General features: G+C 61.2%; 22 protein-coding genes. 17 read left to right on the top strand and 5 right to left on the bottom strand.

Annotated elements, in window-relative coordinates; genetic code table 11:
* Positions 1-359 precede the first annotated feature (359 nt).
* From AC0J41_RS18305 to AC0J41_RS18240, 14 genes are all read left to right on the top strand, one after another.
* Complete coding sequence (locus AC0J41_RS18305) at positions 360-998, top strand: TetR/AcrR family transcriptional regulator (protein ID WP_007950805.1); 639 nt, start codon at positions 360-362, stop codon at positions 996-998.
* 137 nt (positions 999-1135) lie between these two features.
* Positions 1136-2104, top strand: a complete 969-nt coding sequence (locus AC0J41_RS18300; RefSeq protein WP_025113022.1) for a GTP 3',8-cyclase MoaA — start codon at positions 1136-1138, stop codon at positions 2102-2104.
* 169 nt (positions 2105-2273) lie between these two features.
* On the top strand, positions 2274-2879 hold the full coding sequence (locus tag AC0J41_RS18295; protein WP_025113023.1) for a DUF4823 domain-containing protein: 606 nt from the start codon (positions 2274-2276) through the stop codon (positions 2877-2879).
* Between the two features lie 15 nt (positions 2880-2894).
* Positions 2895-3455 carry a DUF1285 domain-containing protein gene (locus tag AC0J41_RS18290; protein ID WP_025113024.1) on the top strand — a complete coding sequence of 187 codons (561 nt, stop codon included), beginning with the start codon at positions 2895-2897 and terminating at the stop codon, positions 3453-3455.
* 191 nt (positions 3456-3646) lie between these two features.
* Positions 3647-4363, top strand: coding sequence for a FadR/GntR family transcriptional regulator (locus tag AC0J41_RS18285; RefSeq protein ID WP_473013247.1), 717 nt, complete (start codon positions 3647-3649; stop codon positions 4361-4363).
* A gap of 128 nt (positions 4364-4491) precedes the next feature.
* Positions 4492-5367, top strand: a complete 876-nt coding sequence (locus AC0J41_RS18280; protein WP_473013246.1) for an SMP-30/gluconolactonase/LRE family protein — start codon at positions 4492-4494, stop codon at positions 5365-5367.
* A 270-nt stretch (positions 5368-5637) separates the two neighbouring features.
* Entirely contained in the window at positions 5638-6456 is an 819-nt protein-coding gene (locus AC0J41_RS18275) for an SDR family oxidoreductase (RefSeq protein ID WP_473013245.1), read from the top strand.
* 146 nt (positions 6457-6602) lie between these two features.
* Positions 6603-7607 (top strand): substrate-binding domain-containing protein, encoded by a 1005-nt coding sequence (locus AC0J41_RS18270; RefSeq protein WP_025113028.1) that lies wholly within the window; start codon positions 6603-6605, stop codon positions 7605-7607.
* A 33-nt stretch (positions 7608-7640) separates the two neighbouring features.
* Positions 7641-9185, top strand: coding sequence for an L-arabinose ABC transporter ATP-binding protein AraG (gene araG / locus AC0J41_RS18265; RefSeq protein ID WP_025113029.1), 1545 nt, complete (start codon positions 7641-7643; stop codon positions 9183-9185).
* A 12-nt stretch (positions 9186-9197) separates the two neighbouring features.
* Positions 9198-10166 (top strand): L-arabinose ABC transporter permease AraH, encoded by a 969-nt coding sequence (araH, locus tag AC0J41_RS18260; protein ID WP_045122821.1) that lies wholly within the window; start codon positions 9198-9200, stop codon positions 10164-10166.
* Positions 10167-10354: 188 nt separating this feature from the next.
* The gene (locus tag AC0J41_RS18255; protein WP_473013244.1) at positions 10355-11068 is read left to right on the top strand and encodes a GntR family transcriptional regulator; all 714 of its coding nucleotides are present in this window, start codon (positions 10355-10357) and stop codon (positions 11066-11068) included.
* Positions 11065-12063, top strand: coding sequence for an ADP-ribosylglycohydrolase family protein (locus tag AC0J41_RS18250; RefSeq protein WP_473013243.1), 999 nt, complete (start codon positions 11065-11067; stop codon positions 12061-12063). Before AC0J41_RS18255 ends, AC0J41_RS18250 begins: the two co-directional genes overlap by 4 nt.
* A 189-nt stretch (positions 12064-12252) precedes the next feature.
* Positions 12253-13719, top strand: coding sequence for a purine-cytosine permease family protein (locus AC0J41_RS18245; RefSeq protein ID WP_473013242.1), 1467 nt, complete (start codon positions 12253-12255; stop codon positions 13717-13719).
* Positions 13712-14641 carry a PfkB family carbohydrate kinase gene (locus AC0J41_RS18240; protein WP_473013241.1) on the top strand — a complete coding sequence of 310 codons (930 nt, stop codon included), beginning with the start codon at positions 13712-13714 and terminating at the stop codon, positions 14639-14641. The genes AC0J41_RS18245 and AC0J41_RS18240 overlap by 8 nt, the downstream gene beginning before the upstream one ends.
* A 110-nt stretch (positions 14642-14751) precedes the next feature.
* Here the strand turns inward: AC0J41_RS18240 and AC0J41_RS18235 are convergent, their stop codons facing one another.
* The 5 genes from AC0J41_RS18235 to AC0J41_RS18215 form a co-directional block, all read right to left on the bottom strand.
* Positions 14752-15132, bottom strand: a complete 381-nt coding sequence (locus tag AC0J41_RS18235) for a Rho termination factor N-terminal domain-containing protein (RefSeq protein WP_473013240.1) — start codon at positions 15130-15132, stop codon at positions 14752-14754.
* A gap of 63 nt (positions 15133-15195) precedes the next feature.
* Complete coding sequence (locus tag AC0J41_RS18230; protein ID WP_473013239.1) at positions 15196-15453, bottom strand: hypothetical protein; 258 nt, start codon at positions 15451-15453, stop codon at positions 15196-15198.
* Between the two features lie 44 nt (positions 15454-15497).
* A complete protein-coding gene (locus AC0J41_RS18225) occupies positions 15498-15827 on the bottom strand; it encodes a hypothetical protein (RefSeq protein WP_025113036.1) in 330 nt (109 codons plus the stop codon).
* A gap of 82 nt (positions 15828-15909) precedes the next feature.
* On the bottom strand, positions 15910-17106 hold the full coding sequence (locus AC0J41_RS18220; protein ID WP_025113037.1) for an MFS transporter: 1197 nt from the start codon (positions 17104-17106) through the stop codon (positions 15910-15912).
* A gap of 111 nt (positions 17107-17217) precedes the next feature.
* On the bottom strand, positions 17218-17871 hold the full coding sequence (locus AC0J41_RS18215; protein ID WP_473013238.1) for an HD domain-containing protein: 654 nt from the start codon (positions 17869-17871) through the stop codon (positions 17218-17220).
* A 207-nt stretch (positions 17872-18078) separates the two neighbouring features.
* Here AC0J41_RS18215 and AC0J41_RS18210 point away from each other — a divergent pair, with 207 nt between their 5' ends.
* The 3 genes from AC0J41_RS18210 to AC0J41_RS18200 all read left to right on the top strand — a co-directional run bounded on the left by AC0J41_RS18210 (position 18079) and on the right by AC0J41_RS18200 (position 19871).
* On the top strand, positions 18079-18558 hold the full coding sequence (locus tag AC0J41_RS18210; protein ID WP_025113039.1) for a GNAT family N-acetyltransferase: 480 nt from the start codon (positions 18079-18081) through the stop codon (positions 18556-18558).
* 159 nt (positions 18559-18717) lie between these two features.
* Positions 18718-19380: a hypothetical protein gene (locus AC0J41_RS18205; RefSeq protein ID WP_473013237.1), complete on the top strand. Its 663-nt coding sequence runs from the start codon at positions 18718-18720 to the stop codon at positions 19378-19380.
* Complete coding sequence (locus tag AC0J41_RS18200; protein ID WP_473013236.1) at positions 19377-19871, top strand: PAAR domain-containing protein; 495 nt, start codon at positions 19377-19379, stop codon at positions 19869-19871. The genes AC0J41_RS18205 and AC0J41_RS18200 overlap by 4 nt, the downstream gene beginning before the upstream one ends.
* Positions 19872-19876: the final 5 nt, after the last annotated feature.

Below are 19876 nucleotides of genomic sequence, written 5' to 3'. Positions count from 1 at the left end.
ATTGCCGCAGGAAAACCAAATCGCAGGCAAAAAAAACCCGGGTTCTGGGGGGTGAATCCGGGTTAAGACCATTAGGAGTAAAACAAAGGCACGCGGTCCCTTGGTACCTTTATCGGCACGGCACTTGGGGGAGATGCCGACCGACAGTTCAAGTATTGATCAGTCTGGCGTTGAGTCCAGTTGAGCGGTCGGGGTTTTTAAACAAATTTGGAATACGTGCGCTTCAGTTGAGTTCTCATTGCACCCCCGGCGTTCGCAAAATGAACAAGAAACACAGATATGGTCGGATGATCCGTGCATTTTTGCGCAAGTTAGGCATAATACGCGGCTTCGAATTTTGACCCTTCAGACCTTTTCTTATGCACAAAGAACCTCGTAAGGTCCGTGAGTTTCGTCGCCGCGAGCAAGAAATTCTCGATACCGCGCTCAAGCTGTTCCTCGAACAAGGTGAAGACAGTGTCACCGTCGAGATGATTGCTGATGCCGTGGGTATCGGCAAAGGCACGATCTACAAGCACTTCAAATCCAAGGCCGAGATCTATCTGCGCCTGATGCTCGATTACGAGCGCGATTTGAACGAGCTGCTGCATTCGGCCGATGTCGACAAGGACAAGGAAGCGCTGTCCCGTGCCTACTTCGAATTCCGCATGCGCGACCCACAGCGCTATCGCCTGTTCGACCGCCTCGAAGAGAAGGTCGTAAAAGGCAATCAGGTGCCGGAAATGGTCGAGGAGCTGCACAAGATCCGTGCTTCGAACTTCGAACGCCTGACCTTGCTCATCAAGGGCCGGATCAGCGAAGGCAAGCTCGAAGACGTGCCGCCGTACTTCCACTACTGCGCGTCCTGGGCGCTGGTGCACGGCGCGGTGGCGCTGTATCACTCGCCGTTCTGGAGCAATGTGCTGGAAGATCAGGAAGGTTTCTTCCAGTTCCTGATGGACATCGGCGTGCGCATGGGCAACAAGCGCAAGCGTGATCCGGAAACCCCAAGCAGCTGAACCATTCAGCTGCCTTATTGCGCCATGATTTCGCTACATGACGCAGTACCGCAGGAATATACTCAGGCATAGGGCTTGCTAAAACTTGATTTGTGAGTCAAGTTTTAGCGGCTCGAAATTCTATCGCCGGAGTGATCATGATCGTTGACCGTCAAGGCAGGCGTTTTCGCAATTTGCGCATCAGCCTGACTTCAGCCTGCAATTACGCCTGTACCTACTGCGTGCCCAACGGCAAGCGGCTGGTGGCTGCGCAGGACGAACTGTCGGCCGAGGCCATGGCACGCGGCGTAGCCTATCTGATCGAAGCTGCCGGCATCGAGCGTTTGCGCATCACCGGCGGTGAGCCGCTGGTCAGCCCCAAACTCGAATCTTTCATGAGCGCCGTCGGCAAGATGGGCCTGGAAGACATCAGCCTGACCACCAACGGTCAACTTCTGGCGAAGAAGCTGCCGCTGCTGGTGGACGCCGGTCTGCGCAGGATCAATGTGTCCCTCGATACCCTCGACGCCGGTGCGTTCCGCAGCATCGCCCGTGGCGGCGATCTGGCGACCGTGCTCGATGGCATGGACCAGGCGAAGGCGGCGGGGCTGAAGATCAAGGTCAACATGGTGCCATTGCGCGGGCAGAACCTGGATCAGGTAATGCCGCTGCTCGATTACTGCCTTGAGCGTGGCTACGAGTTGCGCTTCATCGAGCTGATGCGCATGGGCCATCTGGCGACCGACTCCAATGCCTTCCTGCAACAGTTCGTCAGCCTGCAGCAATTGCTGAGCCTGATTGGCGAGCGCTACGAATATGCGCAGGCAGATGCGCCGGTGGACGCCACGGCCGTGCGTTATGCGATCCCGGGCGTTGGTCATTTCGGCGTGATCGCCAACGAAAGCGTGCCGTTCTGCAGAACCTGCTCGCGTTTGCGCCTGTCGTCGACCGGCTGGCTGCATGGCTGCCTGTCGTCGAGCAACCGCCACTATGTCGGCGACCTGCTCGACAAACCGCGCCATCAGGCATTGCCGGCGTTGCAGCGTTTGCTGGTCAAGGCGTTGGGCGACAAGCAGGAAGTGGCGTTCTCCGGCGGCGCAACCATCATGAAAATCATCGGCGGCTGATCAGCCACTTTCGCGAGCAGGCTCGCTCCCACCTTGGAATGCGTTCTGCTGTGGGAGCGAGCCTGCTCGCGAATGCATTGTATAAATCAACGAGGAATCAGAGCTGGCGCAAAAGCTGCATCCAACGGCCATTCGCCGGTTTTCCGTCACCGGCTTCTGGAGGATGAGGATGCGTAGCCTGGTTTTGCTGCTGGCCGTTTTGGCGCTTGGCGGCTGTATGACTGTCAGCGATATGGCCGAAGGCACTCGCTATCAGATGAGCGACGCGGGGCTGCTGGATCACAGCGACAGCCGTCGCGTGAACAACTTCCGCATTCAGCCGGACTCGTTCATCTACATCGCCCAGGGTGCGTTCGCGCCGCCGGGTGGTTCCTACCCGCGCCCGAACGTGGTCGCCGAAGAAGCCTTCAAAGGTTTCGTCGAGTATTTCCCGATGGTTCGTCGCGCCCGGGCTCCTGAAGGCCTCGATCAGGCGATGGGCGAAGCTCGTGACGCGGGCGCCCACTATCTGCTGTACACCCGTTTTGCCAAGGCTGATGACCGTATCGGCAACTCCGATGAGTGGCTCGATCAGGAAGCCGTGGATCGTCTGGGCATCGACGGCGGGGTGATTCAGATCATGTTGATCGAGACCAGCACCCAGTATTTGATTGATACTGCACGGATCAAGAGTCGTGGCGGATTACTGACGTTCCACGACAACAAGCCTGAAGACCTGATCGGCCCGCCACTGGCGCAATACGCGCGCAGCCTGCTGGGGATCGGCGACCAATAAACCAAGGAGTACGCCATGAGTGGCCCGCAAAAAGCCAATGACCTGTTGGGACAGATCCCCAAAACCAAAGGCCTGCCGCCGGTGCACTTGTGGAACCCGGACTTCTGCGGCGACATCGACATGCGCATCGCCCGCGACGGCACCTGGTATTACCTGGGCACGCCGATCGGGCGCAAGCCGATGGTCAAGCTGTTCTCCACCATTATTCGCCGCGACGGCGATGATTATTTCCTGATTACGCCGGTCGAAAAGGTCGGGATCAAGGTCGACGACGCGCCGTTCGTGGCGATTGCCGTGGAAGTCGAAGGCGAGGGCGAAGCGCAGTTGCTGCGTTTCACCACCAATGTCGAGGAAACGGCCGAGGCTGGGCCTGAGCATCCGATCCGCGTCGAGATCGACCCCGCGACCCAGGAACCCGCGCCTTACGTGCATGTGCGCACTAACCTTGAAGCGCTGATTCACCGCAACGTGTTCTACCAACTGGTGGAACTGGCGGTCAGCCGCGAAATCGACGGGCAGCGCTGGCTGGGTGTGTGGAGTGGCGGCGAGTTCTTCCGCATCGGCCTCGAACCGTAATACACATCCAACTGTGGGAGGGGGCTTGCTCCCGAAGGCGGTGTAACAGTCACCCTACGTATTGACTGATGCACGGCTTCGGGAGCAAGCCCCCTCCCACATTGATTTATGGGCAACTTCAAAATCTGATTTGACTCTCAATCATATGATCATTAGCGTGAACACTCATCGCGAACCGCTTTGAGGTTTCCATGTCCAGCAGCTTTCATGCATCAACGGTTGATTGGCTGGGCAGTTGGATCGCTGCCGGTCAGGTCAAGCCGGGGCAGGCGATCAAGGTCGAGGCGGATCTGGGTCTGCAACTAGGTGTCAGCCGCACGGTGATCCGCGAAGCGATCAAGACCCTCGTCGCCAAAGGCATGCTCGAAGTCGGGCCGAAAGTCGGCACCCGGGTACTGCCGGTGCGGCGCTGGAACCTGTTCGATCCGCAAGTCGTCGGTTGGCTGTCGCGCAATGGCCTGCCTGAAAATTTTGTCGACGACCTGCTCGACCTGCGGCGCACCATCGAACCGATGGCCGTGCGCTGGGCCTGCGAGCGTGCCAGTCTGGATCAGATTCGGGCCGTGCAACTGGCGTACAACGCGCTGGAGCGGGCTGTCGACAGCGGCGTCGATTACAACCGTGCCGATCAGGTCTTCCACGAATGCATTCTGGCGGCCAGTCACAATCAGTTCATCGAGCAAATGGTCCCGGCCCTTGGCGCCTTGCTCGCCGTGTCGTTTGAAGTCTCCGCCGCCGACCCCGACGAATTGCGCCGCACCTTGCCGATCCACAAAGACATGGCCGACGCCATCGCCGCGCGCGATTCTGCACGCGGGGTGTGGGCCTGCATGACCCTGATCGATAACGCCGACCTGGCGATCAAACGCTTTTACCCAAAGGTGATGGCCGACAAGAAAGCCAGTTGAAAACACAAATCCCCTGTAGGAGTGAGCCTGCTCGCGAAGCGGTGTATCAGTCGCAATCAACCTCACTGAGCCACCGCCATCGCGAGCAGGCTTACTCCTACAGTAAAAACAAGACTCAAGGAGTTGCCATGACGTGGACCGCCGTAACCCAACACCGCGCCAAACTCGGTGAAGGCCCATTCTGGGACGCCCCCACCCAGACGCTGTACTGGGTCGATATCGCCGGCAGACAGGCGCTGCGGCTGATCGGCAACAACGTGCAGATCTGGCAGATGCCCGAACACGTTTCCGCGTTCATTCCGTGCGCCAGTGGCGATGCGCTGGTGACCCTGAGCAGTGGCGTGTATCGACTGGACCTCGACTCTCCGGGCCTTGAGCCACGTTTGACACTGTTCTGCATTGCCGACCCGCAACCGGGCAATCGGCCCAACGAAGCGCGCTGCGACGCTCAGGGTCGGCTGTGGCTTGGCACCATGCAGAACAACATCGGCGAACAGGGCGAAGATCTGCCGATCGTGCGCCGCTCCGGTAGCTTGTTCCGCATTGATCCAGACCAGCGTGTCACGCCACTGCTGCGCGGTCTGGGGATTCCCAACACGCTGTTGTGGAGCGACGACGGCACCACGCTGCTGTTCGGCGACAGCTTCGACGGGACGCTCAACCGCTATTTCATACACACCGACGGCAATCTCGGCAGCCCTGATGTCTGGTACGGCCCAGACGGGCAGGGCGGCCCCGACGGTTCGGCGATGGATGCCGAAGGCTACGTGTGGAACGCCCGTTGGGATGGCAGATGCCTGCTGCGCCTGACGCCGCAAGGCGAGGTCGAGCGCAAGATCGAACTGCCGGTCAGCCGCCCGACCAGTTGTGTGTTCGGTGGCGAAGACCTGAAAACCCTGTACATCACCAGCGCTCAGAGTCCGCAAAACCATTCACTGGATGGCGCGGTGTTGTCGATGCGGGTCGATGTGCCGGGCCAACCCTGTACGCGGTTTGCGGGATAAATCCCAAAATATGGGATGCAAAATTATATATTGAGATTATTCGGCGGTCGGGTTTATAGTCGGCTCCAGCAGTAACACGCACTCACACTTAAAAAGAACAAAACAGGTGAAGTGATGCAGCGAATCTCTATCGCACTCCCCAGCGGAGTCAGCGTCTCGCAACGGCCCGGCGTCGCCCGCCGCGCCTGCCTGTTTTGTTTTCACAGTCTTTCAGACCGGACATCGTCAGATGCCCGGTTTTTTTGTGCTTACGAACAGGAGTCCTGATCCATGGCTGAACCTCTTTCCTTGCCGCCAGTGCCCGCACCGCCGAAGGGCGAGCGTCTGAAAAACAAAGTGGTGCTGCTGACCGGCGCGGCCCAAGGCATCGGCGAGGCAATCGTCGCCACCTTCGCCTCGCAGCAGGCCAAATTGGTGATCAGCGATATTCAGGCGGAGAAAGTCGAGAAGGTCGCCGCCCACTGGCGCGAGCAGGGTGCCGACGTGCAGGCGATCAAAGCCGACGTCTCGCGCCAGCAAGACCTGCACGCCATGGCCAAACTGGCGATCGAGTTGCACGGGCGCATCGACGTGCTGGTCAACTGCGCCGGGGTCAACGTGTTCCGCGATCCGCTGAAAATGACCGAAGAAGACTGGCGTCGTTGCTTCGCGATCGACCTGGATGGCGCCTGGTATGGCTGCAAAGCCGTGCTGCCGCAGATGATCGAGCAAGGCGTTGGCAGCATCATCAACATCGCCTCCACCCATTCCACCCACATCATTCCTGGCTGCTTCCCGTATCCGGTGGCCAAGCACGGCCTGCTCGGCCTGACCCGGGCGCTGGGCATCGAGTACGCGCCGAAGGGCATTCGGGTCAACGCCATCGCTCCGGGCTACATCGAGACGCAACTGAACGTCGATTACTGGAACGGCTTTGCCGACCCCCACGCCGAGCGTCAGCGCGCATTTGACCTGCACCCACCAAAACGCATCGGCCAGCCCATCGAAGTGGCGATGACGGCTGTGTTTCTGGCCAGTGATGAAGCACCGTTCATCAACGCCTCGTGTATCACCATCGATGGTGGGCGCTCGGTGATGTACCACGACTGACCTGATCGGGTGAGTGGCGGATGAATCCGCTTGAAATCCAATCATCATACGATATGACTATTTTCGAAATGCTTTGCAGGGAAACGCGGTAACGCCACACCACGCTTTTCAAATAACGCTCAAGAAAAATAACAAGGAGTCAGCTTATGAAACGTCGTTTCGGGATTCGTACCCTGTGCAGTGCCGCGCTGGCGGTCACCGCGTTCAGCCTGAGCAGTTCGCTGCTGGCTGCCGACACCGTGAAAATCGGTTTCCTGGTCAAACAGGCTGAAGAGCCGTGGTTCCAGACCGAATGGGCTTTCGCGGAAAAGGCTGCCAAGGATAAAGGCTTCGAGCTGATCAAGATCGCCGTGCCGGACGGGGAGAAAACCCTCTCGGCCATCGACAGCCTCGCCGCCAATGGTGCCAAGGGCTTTGTGATCTGCCCGCCGGATGTGTCGCTCGGCCCGGCGATCATGGCCAAGGCCAAGCTCAATGACCTCAAAGTGATTGCCGTGGACGACCGTTTTGTCGACGCCAACGGCAAGTTCATGGAAGACGTGCCATACCTCGGCATGGCCGCGTTCGAGGTCGGCCAGAAGCAGGGCAACGCGATGGTTGCCGAAGCGAAGAAACGCAACTGGGACTGGAAAGACACCTACGCGGTGGTCAATACCTACAACGAACTCGACACCGGCAAGAAGCGCACCGACGGCTCGGTCAAATCCCTGGAAGACGCCGGCCTGCCGAAGGATCACATCCTGTTCGCGGCGCTCAAGACCCTTGATGTGCCGGGTAGCATGGACGCCACCAACTCGGCGCTGGTCAAGCTGCCGAGTGCGGCGAAGAACCTGATCATCGGCGGTATGAACGACAACACTGTGCTCGGCGGGGTGCGCGCCACCGAAGCTGCCGGGTTCGCTGCGGCCAACGTGATCGGGATCGGCATCAACGGCACCGACGCTATCGGCGAACTGAAAAAGCCCAACAGCGGCTTCTTTGGTTCGATGCTGCCGAGTCCGCATATCGAAGGCTACAAGACTGCCGAGATGATGTACGAGTGGGTCACCACCGGCAAAGAGCCGCCGAAATACACGGCAATGGACGACGTCACCCTGATCACCCGTGAGAACTTCAAGCAAGAGCTGGAAAAAATCGGCCTGTGGAATTGATGGCTGCTCGATCGGTGTGAAGAGGTGACTCAGATGCACGCGCAAGTACAGACACATGCAAGCAGCGCCGGCGGCAGCCTGCGCTTCAACGGGATCGGCAAGACCTTTCCCGGGGTGAAGGCGCTGGACGCCATCAGCTTCGTCGCCCATCCGGGGCAGGTCCACGCCTTGATGGGCGAGAACGGCGCCGGCAAATCGACCCTGCTGAAAATCCTTGGCGGGGCCTACATCCCCAGCAGCGGCGAGTTGCAGATCGGCGAGCAGACGATGGCCTTCAAGTCGACGGCCGACAGCATCGGCAGCGGCGTCGCGGTGATTCACCAGGAGCTGCATCTGGTGCCGGAAATGACCGTGGCCGAGAACCTGTTTCTCGGCCATCTGCCGGCCAGTTTCGGCCTGATCAATCGTGGCGCCCTGCGCCAGAACGCCCTGGCCTGCCTCAAGGGCCTGGCCGATGAAATCGACCCGCAGACCAAGGTCGGGCGCCTGTCGCTCGGCCAGCGGCAACTGGTGGAAATTGCCAAGGCGTTGTCCCGTGGCGCGCATGTGATCGCTTTCGACGAACCGACCAGCAGCCTCTCGGCCCGCGAGATCGATCGCTTGATGGCGATCATCAGCCGTTTGCGCGACGAGGGCAAAGTGGTGCTCTATGTCTCGCATCGCATGGAAGAGGTGTTTCGCATCTGCGACGCGGTGACGGTGTTCAAGGACGGCCGTTATGTGCGCACCTTCGACGACATGGGCCTGCTGACCCACGATCAACTGGTCACCTGCATGGTCGGGCGCGACATTCAGGACATCTACGATTACCGCAGCCGCCCGCGTGGCGCGGTGGCGCTGAAGGTCGACGGTCTGCTCGGCCCGGGGCTGCGCGAGCCGGTGAGTTTCGAGGCGCACAAGGGCGAGATTCTCGGCTTGTTCGGCCTGGTCGGAGCGGGGCGCACCGAACTGTTCCGGCTGCTCAGCGGGCTTGAGCGCAACACGGCTGGACGCCTCCAATTGCGCGGCCATGAACTGAAGTTGCGGTCACCGCGTGATGCAATCGCCGCCGGGATCCTGCTGTGCCCCGAGGACCGCAAAAAAGAGGGGATCATCCCGCTGGCCAGCGTCGCCGAGAACATCAACATCAGTGCTCGCGGTGCCAATGCCAGCCTCGGCTGTCTGCTGCGCGGGCTGTGGGAGAAGGGCAACGCCGACAAACAGATCAAGGCGCTGAAAGTCAAAACACCGCATGCCGGCCAGCAGATCAAATTCCTGTCCGGCGGCAATCAGCAGAAAGCCATTCTTGGCCGCTGGCTGTCGATGCCGATGAAAGTCCTGCTGCTCGACGAACCCACACGCGGCATCGACATCGGCGCCAAGGCCGAGATCTACCAGATCATCCATAACCTTGCCGCCGACGGTATTTCGGTGATTGTGGTGTCCAGCGACCTCATGGAAGTGATGGGCATTTCCGATCGCATTCTGGTGCTCTGTGAAGGCGCGTTGCGCGGCGAAGTCAGCCGCGACCAGGCCAATGAATCCAACCTGCTGCAACTGGCTTTGCCGCGCCATCGCGCTGACGGCGTGGCGAACTGAGAGGTGAACATGATGACCATCCAAAACAAGGCGCTGCCGACTCCCCGCAAACCGCTGGACCTGCGGCGCTTCCTCGACGACTGGGTGATGCTGCTGGCGGCCATCGGCATCTTCCTCGCCTGCACTCTGCTGATCGACAACTTCCTTTCGCCACTGAACATGCGCGGGCTGGGCCTGGCGATTTCCACCACCGGCATCGCCGCGTGCACCATGTTGTACTGCCTGGCGTCGGGGCATTTCGACTTGTCGGTGGGCTCGGTGATCGCCTGCGCCGGGGTGGTCGCGGCGGTGGTGATGCGCGACACCAACAGCGTATTCCTCGGCGTCAGCGCGGCGCTGGTGATGGGCCTGATTGTCGGGCTGATCAACGGCATCGTGATTGCCAAGCTGCGGGTCAATGCGCTGATCACCACGCTGGCGACGATGCAGATTGTCCGTGGTCTGGCCTACATCTTTGCCAACGGCAAAGCGGTAGGCGTGTCGCAGGAATCGTTCTTCGTCTTTGGCAACGGCCAATTGTTCGGCGTGCCGGTGCCGATCCTCATCACCATCGTTTGCTTCCTGTTTTTTGGCTGGTTGCTGAACTACACCACCTACGGACGCAACACCATGGCCATCGGCGGCAACCAGGAAGCGGCGTTGCTTGCCGGCGTGAACGTTGACCGCACCAAGATCATCATCTTCGCCGTGCACGGCGTGATCGGTGCGCTGGCCGGGGTGATCCTGGCATCGCGCATGACCTCCGGGCAGCCGATGATCGGCCAGGGTTTCGAGCTGACCGTGATCTCGGCGTGTGTGCTGGGCGGGGTGTCGCTCAGTGGCGGGATCGGCATGATCCGGCACGTGATTGCCGGGGTGCTGATACTGGCGATTATCGAGAATGCGATGAACCTGAAGAACATCGACACGTTTTACCAGTATGTGATTCGCGGTTCGATTCTGCTGTTGGCCGTGGTCATCGACCGTCTCAAACAACGGTAAACATTATTCCCCCTGTGGGAGCGGGCTTGCTCGCGAAAGCGCTGTGTCAGACAACATCTTCGCCGACTGACACACCGCATTCGCGAGCAAGCCCGCTCCCACAGGAGATCGCGCCGGTCTCCCGCCTCTGGTCACCTTCCCCAAATATTCCTTGCTCGACCGCGTCCGTTTCGGTTATCACTTTGTACATGATTAGACAGGTACGATTTGACAAGAAACAACGGGTGGTCGACGAACTCGTCCGGCGCATCGAAAGCGGCCTCATGGAGGACGGCTTTCTGTTGCCCGGCGAGCATCAGTTGGCTCAGGAATTCAACGTCAGCCGTGGCACGTTGCGCGAAGCGCTGGCCGAACTGAAGCGGCGCAACTACATCGCTACGCAAAGCGGTGTCGGCTCGATTGTCACGTTCGACGGCGTGGTGCTCGACCAGCGCAGCGGCTGGGCGCAGGCGCTGGCCGACAGCGGGGCGTTGATCAACACTGAAGTGCTGCGTCTGGAAGCCGTGACCCGGCCCGACCTGCTCTCGCGCTTGGGCACCGAGCGATTCATCACCCTCGACCGCCGCCGGCGCTCCAACGACGGCACGCTGGTCTCTCTCGAACGCTCGTTGATGCCGGCCAGCGGCGGCCTGGAGAGCCTGCCGCGCGTCGGTCTGATCGACAACTCGCTGACCATCACCCTGGCCGCCTACGGCTACATCGGCGAGCGCGGCGATCAGTGGATCGGCGCCGAACCGCTGAATGCCGAAGACGCCGAACTGCTCGGGCGCCCGGTTGGCACCGTTTTCCTCAAGGCCCTGCGCACCACTTACGACCGGCAGAACCGGTTCATGGAGCAGGTCGAAAGCCTGCTCGACCCGGTGCATTTTCGCCTGCACCTGCAATTTGGAGAATCGAAATGACCGCGCTCAACCGTGCCCTCGGTGCGTTTTATGGCCTGGCCCTCGGTGACGCGCTGGGCATGCCGACGCAATCGCTGAACCGCGAAACGATCAAGACCCGCTTCGGCCGCATCACCGATCTGCAGGACGCCGGTCCCCTGCAACCGATCGCCGCCAACATGCCCAAAGGCTCGATCACTGACGACACCGAACAGGCGATTCTGGTCGGCCAGTTGCTGATTGAAGGCAAAGGTCGGATCGAGCCGGCAGTGCTCGCCCAACGGCTGATCGAGTGGGAGGCCGAGATGCAGGCCAAGGGTTCGCAGGACCTGCTTGGCCCATCGACCAAACGCGCCATTGAAATGATCCTCGCCGGCCACTCGCCGGAGGAGGCCGGGCGTTACGGCACCACCAACGGCGCCGCGATGCGCATCACCCCGGTGGGCATCGCGGCGGACGTGGCCGATCCACAGCGTTTCATCGCGGCCGTGGTGCAGGCCTGTCAGGTCACCCACAACACCACGCTGGGGATTTCCAGCGCGGCGGCTGTCGCGGCAGTGGTCTCGGCCGGGATCAACGGCATGGACCTGGGCGAGGCGCTGAACCTCGGCCAGCAGATTGCGCAACAGGCAGAAGCACACGGGCACTGGGTCGCCGGTGGGCGCATCGCTTCGCGCATCAGTTGGGCGCGCAGCATCAGCGTCGACAGCGACAAGGCGCTGCTGGCGGATTTGCTGTACGACGTGATCGGTACGTCGGTGGCGTCGCAGGAATCGGTGGTGGTCTCGTTCGCCCTGGCACAGCAAGTGGCGGTGGGCGAGATGAGCGCGTTCGATGCGCTGTGCATGGCGGCAAGCCTGGGCGGTGACACCGACACCATCGCGGCGATTCTCGGCGCCATGCTCGGGGCCTGCCTGGGCCTTGAGAGCTGGCCGGCGCCGATGATCGCCACGGTCAAGGCGGTCAATCATCTGGAGCTTGAGCCGTTGGTGCAGGGGCTTTTGACCCTGCGTTGATCGGGCTGACGCCTTCGCGAGCAAGCCCGCTCCCACAGGTGTGGGAGCGAGCCTGCTCGCGAAGGCCGCACTGCACATCTTGAATATTCACCCGCAATGGATCGCACAGACAGGCCCAGGACGGCCGGGATGTCTTGTCGTTTTGCGTCATTGCCACAACCACAATAAAGGCAAACAGGAGCACTGTTCATGAGTTCATCAAACGCCGGGCAAAGCGCCGGGCAACTGGAAACCCGGGGTATCGAACCGGTGCCGGAAGCCGAGTGCAACGGTCATCCGCTGCAACTGTTCTGGGTCTGGTTCGCCGCCAATATTTCCATTCTCGGTCTGCCGCTGGGCGCAACGCTGGTCGCGTTTCGCGGGCTGGCGATCTGGCAGGCAATCATCGTCGCGCTCATCGGTGCTGCCGGTTCATTCGCGGTGGTGGGGATCATCTCGATTGCCGGCCGTCGTGGCCGTGCGCCGAGCCTGACGTTGTCGCGCGCGATCTTCGGCGTACGCGGCAATATCGGCCCGACGCTGGTCTCGCTGATGTCGCGTCTGGGCTGGGAAACCGTCAACACCACCACGGCAGCGTTCGTGTTGCTGTCGCTGTGCTCGATCCTGTTCGGCTCACCGGTTGAGGCGAAGAGTGCGCCGGTGCTGACGCTGATCTTCATTGCGATTTTCGTCCTGCTGACCCTGTCGGTTTCCGGCCTCGGCCACGCAACTTTGCTGGTGATCCAGAAGTGGGCGACGTACGTGTTCGGCGCGCTGAACCTTCTGGTCGGCGGCTTCCTCTGCGCCACCATCGACTGGAGCGCGGTGTTCAACGCCACGCCAGCGCCGATGAGCGCCATGATCATCGGCATCGGCACCATGGCCGCCGGCACCGGGATCGGCTGGGCCAACGCCGGTGCCGACATGTCGCGCTATCAGCACCGCAGCGTCAAAGCCGTGCGCCTGGTGGCGTCCGCAGCGTTCGGTGCGGGGATTCCGCTGGTGCTGCTGATCACCCTCGGCGGCCTGCTGTCGGTGGGCAACAATGACCTGGCGTCGGCGACTGACCCGATCGTGGCGATCCGCGACATGCTGCCGACGTGGATGGCGGTGCCGTACCTGATCACCGCATTCGGCGGGCTGCTGCTGTCGAACAATCTCTCGGTGTACTCCGCTGGCCTGACCACGCTGACCCTCGGCCTGAAGGTCAAACGCGTTTACGCGGTGGTGGTGGATATCGTCGCGATCTTCGCCGGTTCGATCTACTTCATGCTCATCGCCGACAGCTTCTACGGCCCGTTCATCACCTTCATATCCCTGCTGGCGGTGCCGATCACTGCGTGGGTCGGGATCTTTGTGGTCGACTTGATTCACCGCCACTACTACAGCCCCAAAGACCTGCTCGACGTCAGCCCGAGCAGCGCCTACTGGTATCACGGCGGCATCGAGTGGCGCGCATTCGGTGCGTGGGCGATTGCCATCGTACTTGGCTTCAGTTTCACCACCATCGGCACCACCGCCGAGAACGTCTGGTTCAAGGGCTTTTTGTCCGACTCGTGGCTGGGCCACAACGGTCTGGGCTGGATCGTGACCTTCGTGGTTGCCGGTGGCATTTACTGGGTCCTCGGCGGTGCGAAGGACCGTCGCGCTGCGCAAGTCGAGAATGCTCATGCCTAAGATGTTGCACACCGGCCAGGTCATCATCGACCTGGTCATGGCCGTGGATCAGCTGCCGCAAGTCGGCGGTGATGTGCTCGCGCAATCGGCCGCTTTCGAAGCCGGCGGCGGTTTCAACGTCATGGCCGCTGCCGTGCGCAATGGCTTGCCAGTGGTCTATCTCGGTCGCCACGGCAGCGGGCGCTTCGGCGATCTGGCGCGCCAGGCGATGAACGCTGAAGGCATTCACATCGGCATCGAACAGCCGGCGCAGCGCGACACTGGTCTGTGCGTGGCGCTGACCGATGCATCGGCCGAGCGCAGTTTCATTTCCTACATCGGCGCCGAAGGCGAGGTCACGCAAGAGGACTTGAACAGCGTCGCGGCCGAGGCGGGCGATTATGTTTATCTCAGCGGTTACAGCTTGCTGCATGAGGGCAAGGCGCAGCCGCTGCTGGACTGGACGCTGGCGCTGCCGGCGACAATCCATGTGGTGTTCGATCCGGGGCCGTTGGTGGAATCGCCGAATTCGCCGCTGATGCAGGCGTTGTTGCCGCGCATTGATGTGTGGACCAGCAACAGCGTCGAGGCGCTGCGATTTACCGGCGCTGCGGACATCAGTGATGCCCTGGATCGCCTTGCCGAACACCTGGCCGACGACGTGCTGATGGTGGTGCGCGACGGGCCGCAGGGTTGCTGGATCCATCAGCGTGGCGAGCGTCAACATGTACCGGGGTTTGCGGTGAAAGCACTGGACAGCAACGGCGCGGGTGACGCGCATGCCGGGGTGTTCGTCGCCGGATTGGCGCAGGGATTGACGGCGCCTGAGGCGGCGCGAAGGGCGAATGCGGCGGCGGCTTTGGCAGTGACGCGCTGGGGGCCGGCGACTGCGCCAGGGGCTGGCGAAGTGGATGTGTTTATCCGCGAGTCCTGCGGCGATTGATCCACCGCTTTCGCGAGCAGGCTCGATCCCACATTGGATTTGCGTCGTTCACAAATCCCCCTGTGGGAGCGGGCTTGCTCGCGAAGAGGCCATCCGCCTCACAACAAAAATCAACTGGCTTTTCGCAACGCCTCGATCAACGCCTGCTTGCGCATCGTAGACCGCCCCGGAATCTGTTTGTCCCGCGCCTCTTTCCTCAAACTGTCAACGGTCTGCACTTCCCGCGAAGCCTTGCTGTCACGCGCATGCCCCTCGCGGGTGGCCACCGCGCGTCGTGCCGATTCCTTGCGAGCCTCGGACTTGGCGCCCGCTGGTTTCTTGCGCCCCGAGCCGCCGGCCTTTTCGCCGCCGCCCGACTGTTTATTCACTGTCGCCCAGGCGCGGGCCTCGGCTGCGTCCCTGGACAGGCCTTTGCTCTCGTAGCTGTCTTCAATGTGCTGCGCCTTGCGCTTTTGCTCGGCGGTGTAGGCGTCTTTACTTCCACGAGCCATGGGATTGCTCCTGTTGCTGGCAGATATGGCCGTTCACCGCGCAGGCAGCAAACGGCCGGGACATTACTGCAGATCCAGTTTGCGCGCCGCTTCTACACCGGCGGCGCTAAGCTTGATCGGCAGGTTCAACGAGTGTTCGCCAGCCTCGTTGCAGATCACATGACCATGGTGAATCAGCCCGCGATCCTGCAGGGCGGCGAGGGCGCTGGCCACGACTTTCTCACCGCGATAGTTGTCCAGCACCTCTTTGCCGAGTCCGCTCGGATGGGCGTGCAGCAGGCGGGTGAGGACTTCTTTTTCCAGGTTTTTATCGACGTTCATGGTTACCTCTTCATGGATGTGAATAGGACGCTCGCGTCGGCGAACTACTGACCGGTGCCTTCGGAGCCCGAACCACCGGTGGTGGTTTTCGAGCCCATGCCGGCACCTGAATTGTCAGGTGGAACAGGGTTGCCGGAGGTGCCGCCCTGACGTCCCGGGTCGTTGCCCTGAGTACGTGGGTCGGTGCCGGTAGCCGGTGGCAGGGCGTTCTCGACACCCGAACCGTCGGTATTCATACCGGGGGCACTTTGAATGGCGGGGGCTTTGGGCCGTTCGACCGGATCGGTCGGGCCGGTGCCTGCTGCGGTGGCGGCGAAGGCCGCGGGGCAGAGCAGGACGGTGAAAACGAGGGCAGTCAACCTTGACGGGATCATAGGGCATCTCCAGTGATTGGAATCCTTACCTGTCGTTGGTCTGCCCTTGAACTGGATTGGTGCCTGATGAACGACGAACGGTCTAGCTTGCCCGTACAGAGTTGAAAGGGGGGCGCCGCCAGAGCAAACGGCCAACCGTGATCAGCCAGTTCGTCAGCGCCACGCCAAGCACGGTGAGCAACAGCGTCGACATGCCTTGGTCGACGATGATTTTCCCGGCCAATAACGGGAAACCGAACACCCCAATGAAGTACGACAGACTGAACAGCAGCAGGGCCTGGGACGTGGTGCCGTGGGGTGCCTCGTTGGCGGCGAGGCCATTGATCACCGAATACGTCAGTCCATAACCGACACCCAGCAGCACCGCCGCCAGCAGGTAGCTGAAGCCGCTGTGCACGCCGAATGCGAACAGCATGATCGAACCCGGCATCAGCCCCGACAGCAGGCACGAGGCCCACAGCGGATCACGTTTGACCACAAAGCCTGCGATCAACATTCGGCTGCCGATCGCCGCGCTCATGAAGCCAACAAAGAACAACGAGTAATCCAGTGAGTGGGCGGCGGCGTAGCTGGTCTGGAAGCTCGACAGCCCGCCGAACACGCAGCCGCCCAAACCGACCATGATGATCGGAAACAGGGCGCGCGATCCGAGCACTTGAATGGTCGCTTGCCAAGTGATTTTTGCAGCCGTTGTGGTCTGCGCGCTTTTCAGCTTTGCGCCGAGTTGCCAGAACAACAGCACGCCGATCAGGCTCGCCAGCGCGGCCAGATAAAACGCCGAGGTCAGCGGCAGACCCAACGCACTGGCTGCTCGCCCGAGCAACGGGCCGCTGCCGATGCCGGTCATCATGCTGCCGGACAGCAAGGCAAAGTATTTCGCCCGCTGCGCCGGACTCACCAGACTGGCGACGATGATCGGCCCCAGCGTATAGAAAACACCCCAGCCCAACCCCAGCAGCAAACCGAAAAACAGCAGCAGATCACCGAACCCCGGCGTCAGCGCAAAACCCAGACTCGCCGCTACCAGCAGCAGGCCGAACAAGGCAATCGAACGCGCCGCTCCGAGCAGATCGGACAAGTGCCCGGACACCAGCACCGCGACGAATGTACTGAGCATCGCTGCACTGATCACGCTGCCGGCATCGTGCTCGTTGCCACCGCGCGAGCCGATCAGCAACGACAGCAGAAACGTCGAGCCGTAAGACAGTGACAACAGATAACTGGCGAGGCAGAACAGGCCGAACAGTCGGCCCGAGACCTGGGGTGTCGCTTGAGGCATGACGCGGTTCCTTGACCGGGAGAATTGAGCCTCATCTATCTATCACGGCAGGCGCGCGGGTTAGGTGCGAGCTTGCTGAAGTCAGGATCACTGCGCACCGGAGTAACCGCCTCAGACGATGCCGATTTCTTCCTTGAACTGCTCCATGAAACCCTGCAGGCGCTGATGACGAATCTGTGCCAGCCGCTGACCGGCTCTGGTCTGGAAACCCTTGGCGAGGTGCAGCAGTTTGGTCTGGAAATGATCGAGACAAAAACGTTTGTCGTCGTAGTCGCGTGCTTTGGCTTCGGGGTCGAGCGGGTCGTACAGCGCACTGCCCATGCGCCCGGCGACGTAGAAGGTACGGGCGACGCCAAGCATGCCTAATGAATCGAGCCGGTCAGCGTCCTGGACGAGCTTCGCCTCAAGGGTAAGCGGGGTGATGTCGGCGGAGAAACTGTGGGCTTCGATGGCGTGGGCGACGGCGGCGATTTTGCTTTTGGGCCAATCCAGTTCAGCCAGCACCTTTGCGGCTTTCTCGGCGGCGAGACGCGAAGCCTGCGAGCGCAGCGGCGAGTTCTTCTCGACAGCCACGCAATCGTGCAGCAACACCGCGGCGAGCAGCACTTCAACGTCACCACCTTCCTTGGCCTGCAAGGTGCGCACGTTGTGCCAGACCCGTTGCAGGTGAGCGAGGTCGTGGGCGCCGTCGTCGGAGGGTTCGAGGGCGTGGGGCAGCAGTTCGCTGGCGAGGGTGATCAGAGGGGCAAAAACGCTGGCAGACATAAGTGTCCTTTCAAGTTGAGTTGCGCTTCTGTGGCGAGGCGATTTATCCCCGATGGACTGCGCAGCAGTCCCTTGGTCAGGGCCGCTTCGCGCCCCATCGGGGATAAATCCCCTCGCCACTGTAATAGACAGGTTGTGTATTGGCATGTGACGAGCGCCGCGTCCGGCCTTAGTATGGCGCTTTCCCTTTTCCGACAAGGCCCGTCCATGACGATCGAAATCCGCCCGGCGACCCCCAGCGACGCTCCGCAAATCCTCGCCTTCATCACCGAACTGGCAGATTTCGAAAAGGCCCGCCACGAAGTCATCGCCAGCGTCACCGACATCGAACGCAGCCTGTTCAGCGAAGGCGCCACGGCGCATGGCCTGATCTGCCTGCGCGACGCTGTGCCGATCGGTTTTGCGGTGTTCTTCTTCAGCTATTCGACGTGGCTCGGCAGCAACTGCCTGTACCTCGAAGACCTCTACATCACCCCCGAACAACGCGGCGGCGGTGCCGGCAAAACCCTGCTTCGGCATCTGGCGAAAATCGCCTGCGACAATGATTGCGGGCGCTTCGAATGGAGCGTGCTGGACTGGAACACCCCGGCCATCGAGTTCTACAAATCCCTGGGGGCGCAACCGCAGGAAGAGTGGGTGCGCTATCGCATGGATGGCAAGGTGTTGCGCGAGTTTGCCGAGGGCTGAGGTAAATGATGGCAATCCAATGTTGAATCGATTGCCGTCACCGCTCTAGTCCGGCATTCTACGCGCCATTTTTGCGCGCTCACGGACGACATCTGCAATGCCTCTGGCACAATTTCTCCACGCCCGTGGAGCCTTCGCTGCGTCAATGAGTGACCGGCGATGAGCGGACTGCGAGCGTCAATGCGTCTGTACGGCCTGGTGAAAAACTCAGGCTGCTCTGACAACCCTCAGCGTCAACCGGTAGACATCCTGTGCATCGTCAACCGCACGGGTGGCAAAGCCATTCGCGCGTTTGTGTCGCGGCTCGATGCCGAACTCATGACGCGCAGCGCCGGCCTTGATGACTACCGCGTGATCCCGTTGCGCCAGTTTGAGCCGCATGCGTTTATCGACGCGCAGCAAGGCTGGCTGACGTTGCACGTCAGCTGCGGTTTCGTCGCCCCGGCCGGCGACTCTTTGCTCAAGGACGACGCGCTGGTGCCGATGGGCTGGTACGTCTATTCCAAGATCGGCCAGTGGACTGCCGAGCATCATCTGGACCTCGGCGTGCAAATGGCCGATCTGCTGCAATCGACCTACGAGCGCAATCACCTGCGCCACTACAACGCCTGGCTCAACGAACTCGACGACGCCTCGCCGGCCGAACTGGCCTGGCACACCGACGAAGCCTGGCGACACTTGCAAACCGCCGCATCCCCCGACAGCCGTGAGCATTGCCACGCCCTGTTCGACCCCGTCGACAACCGCTGGCGCTTCGCCGCGACCGACGTCGATCTCCACCAACCGTCCCCGGAACCCCTGAAGCAAGGAGCTTTGAATTGAGTGGTAAACCCGCTGCACGCGTCACCGACCCGACCGCCTGCCCACTGCCAGGCCATGGCACCAACCCGATTGTTTCCGGCTCCTCCGACGTCTTCTTCGACGGCCTCGCCGCCGCGCGCATGACCGATAAATCGGCATGTGGTAGCCCGATCACCGGCGCCGTTTCCGGCACCGTATTCATCAACGGCCTGAACGCGGCCACGCTCGATAGCACCGGAGGCCACGGCAATGTCGTGGTCGGTGGCTCGGGGACGGTGATTATTGGGCAGAGCGGCGGTGGGGCGGCGTTTAGCGGGTTGTTGCCGATGCCTGTGCATTTCAATGATCGAATGCAGATTGTTGATGAAAACAGCGGTGAACCACTCTCCTATATTGCCTACGTCATCGAGCGGGCGGATGGATCGCTGGAACGAGGCGTCACTGATGCCGGGGGGCATACCCACACCGTCAGTTCGCACCTCAAAGAAACTATCAAACTGTACGTGGAGTAATACCG

It is taken from the genome of Pseudomonas sp. Arb-4-2C, assembly GCF_055755015.1.
This window is presented reverse-complemented; position numbering and strand designations above follow the sequence as displayed.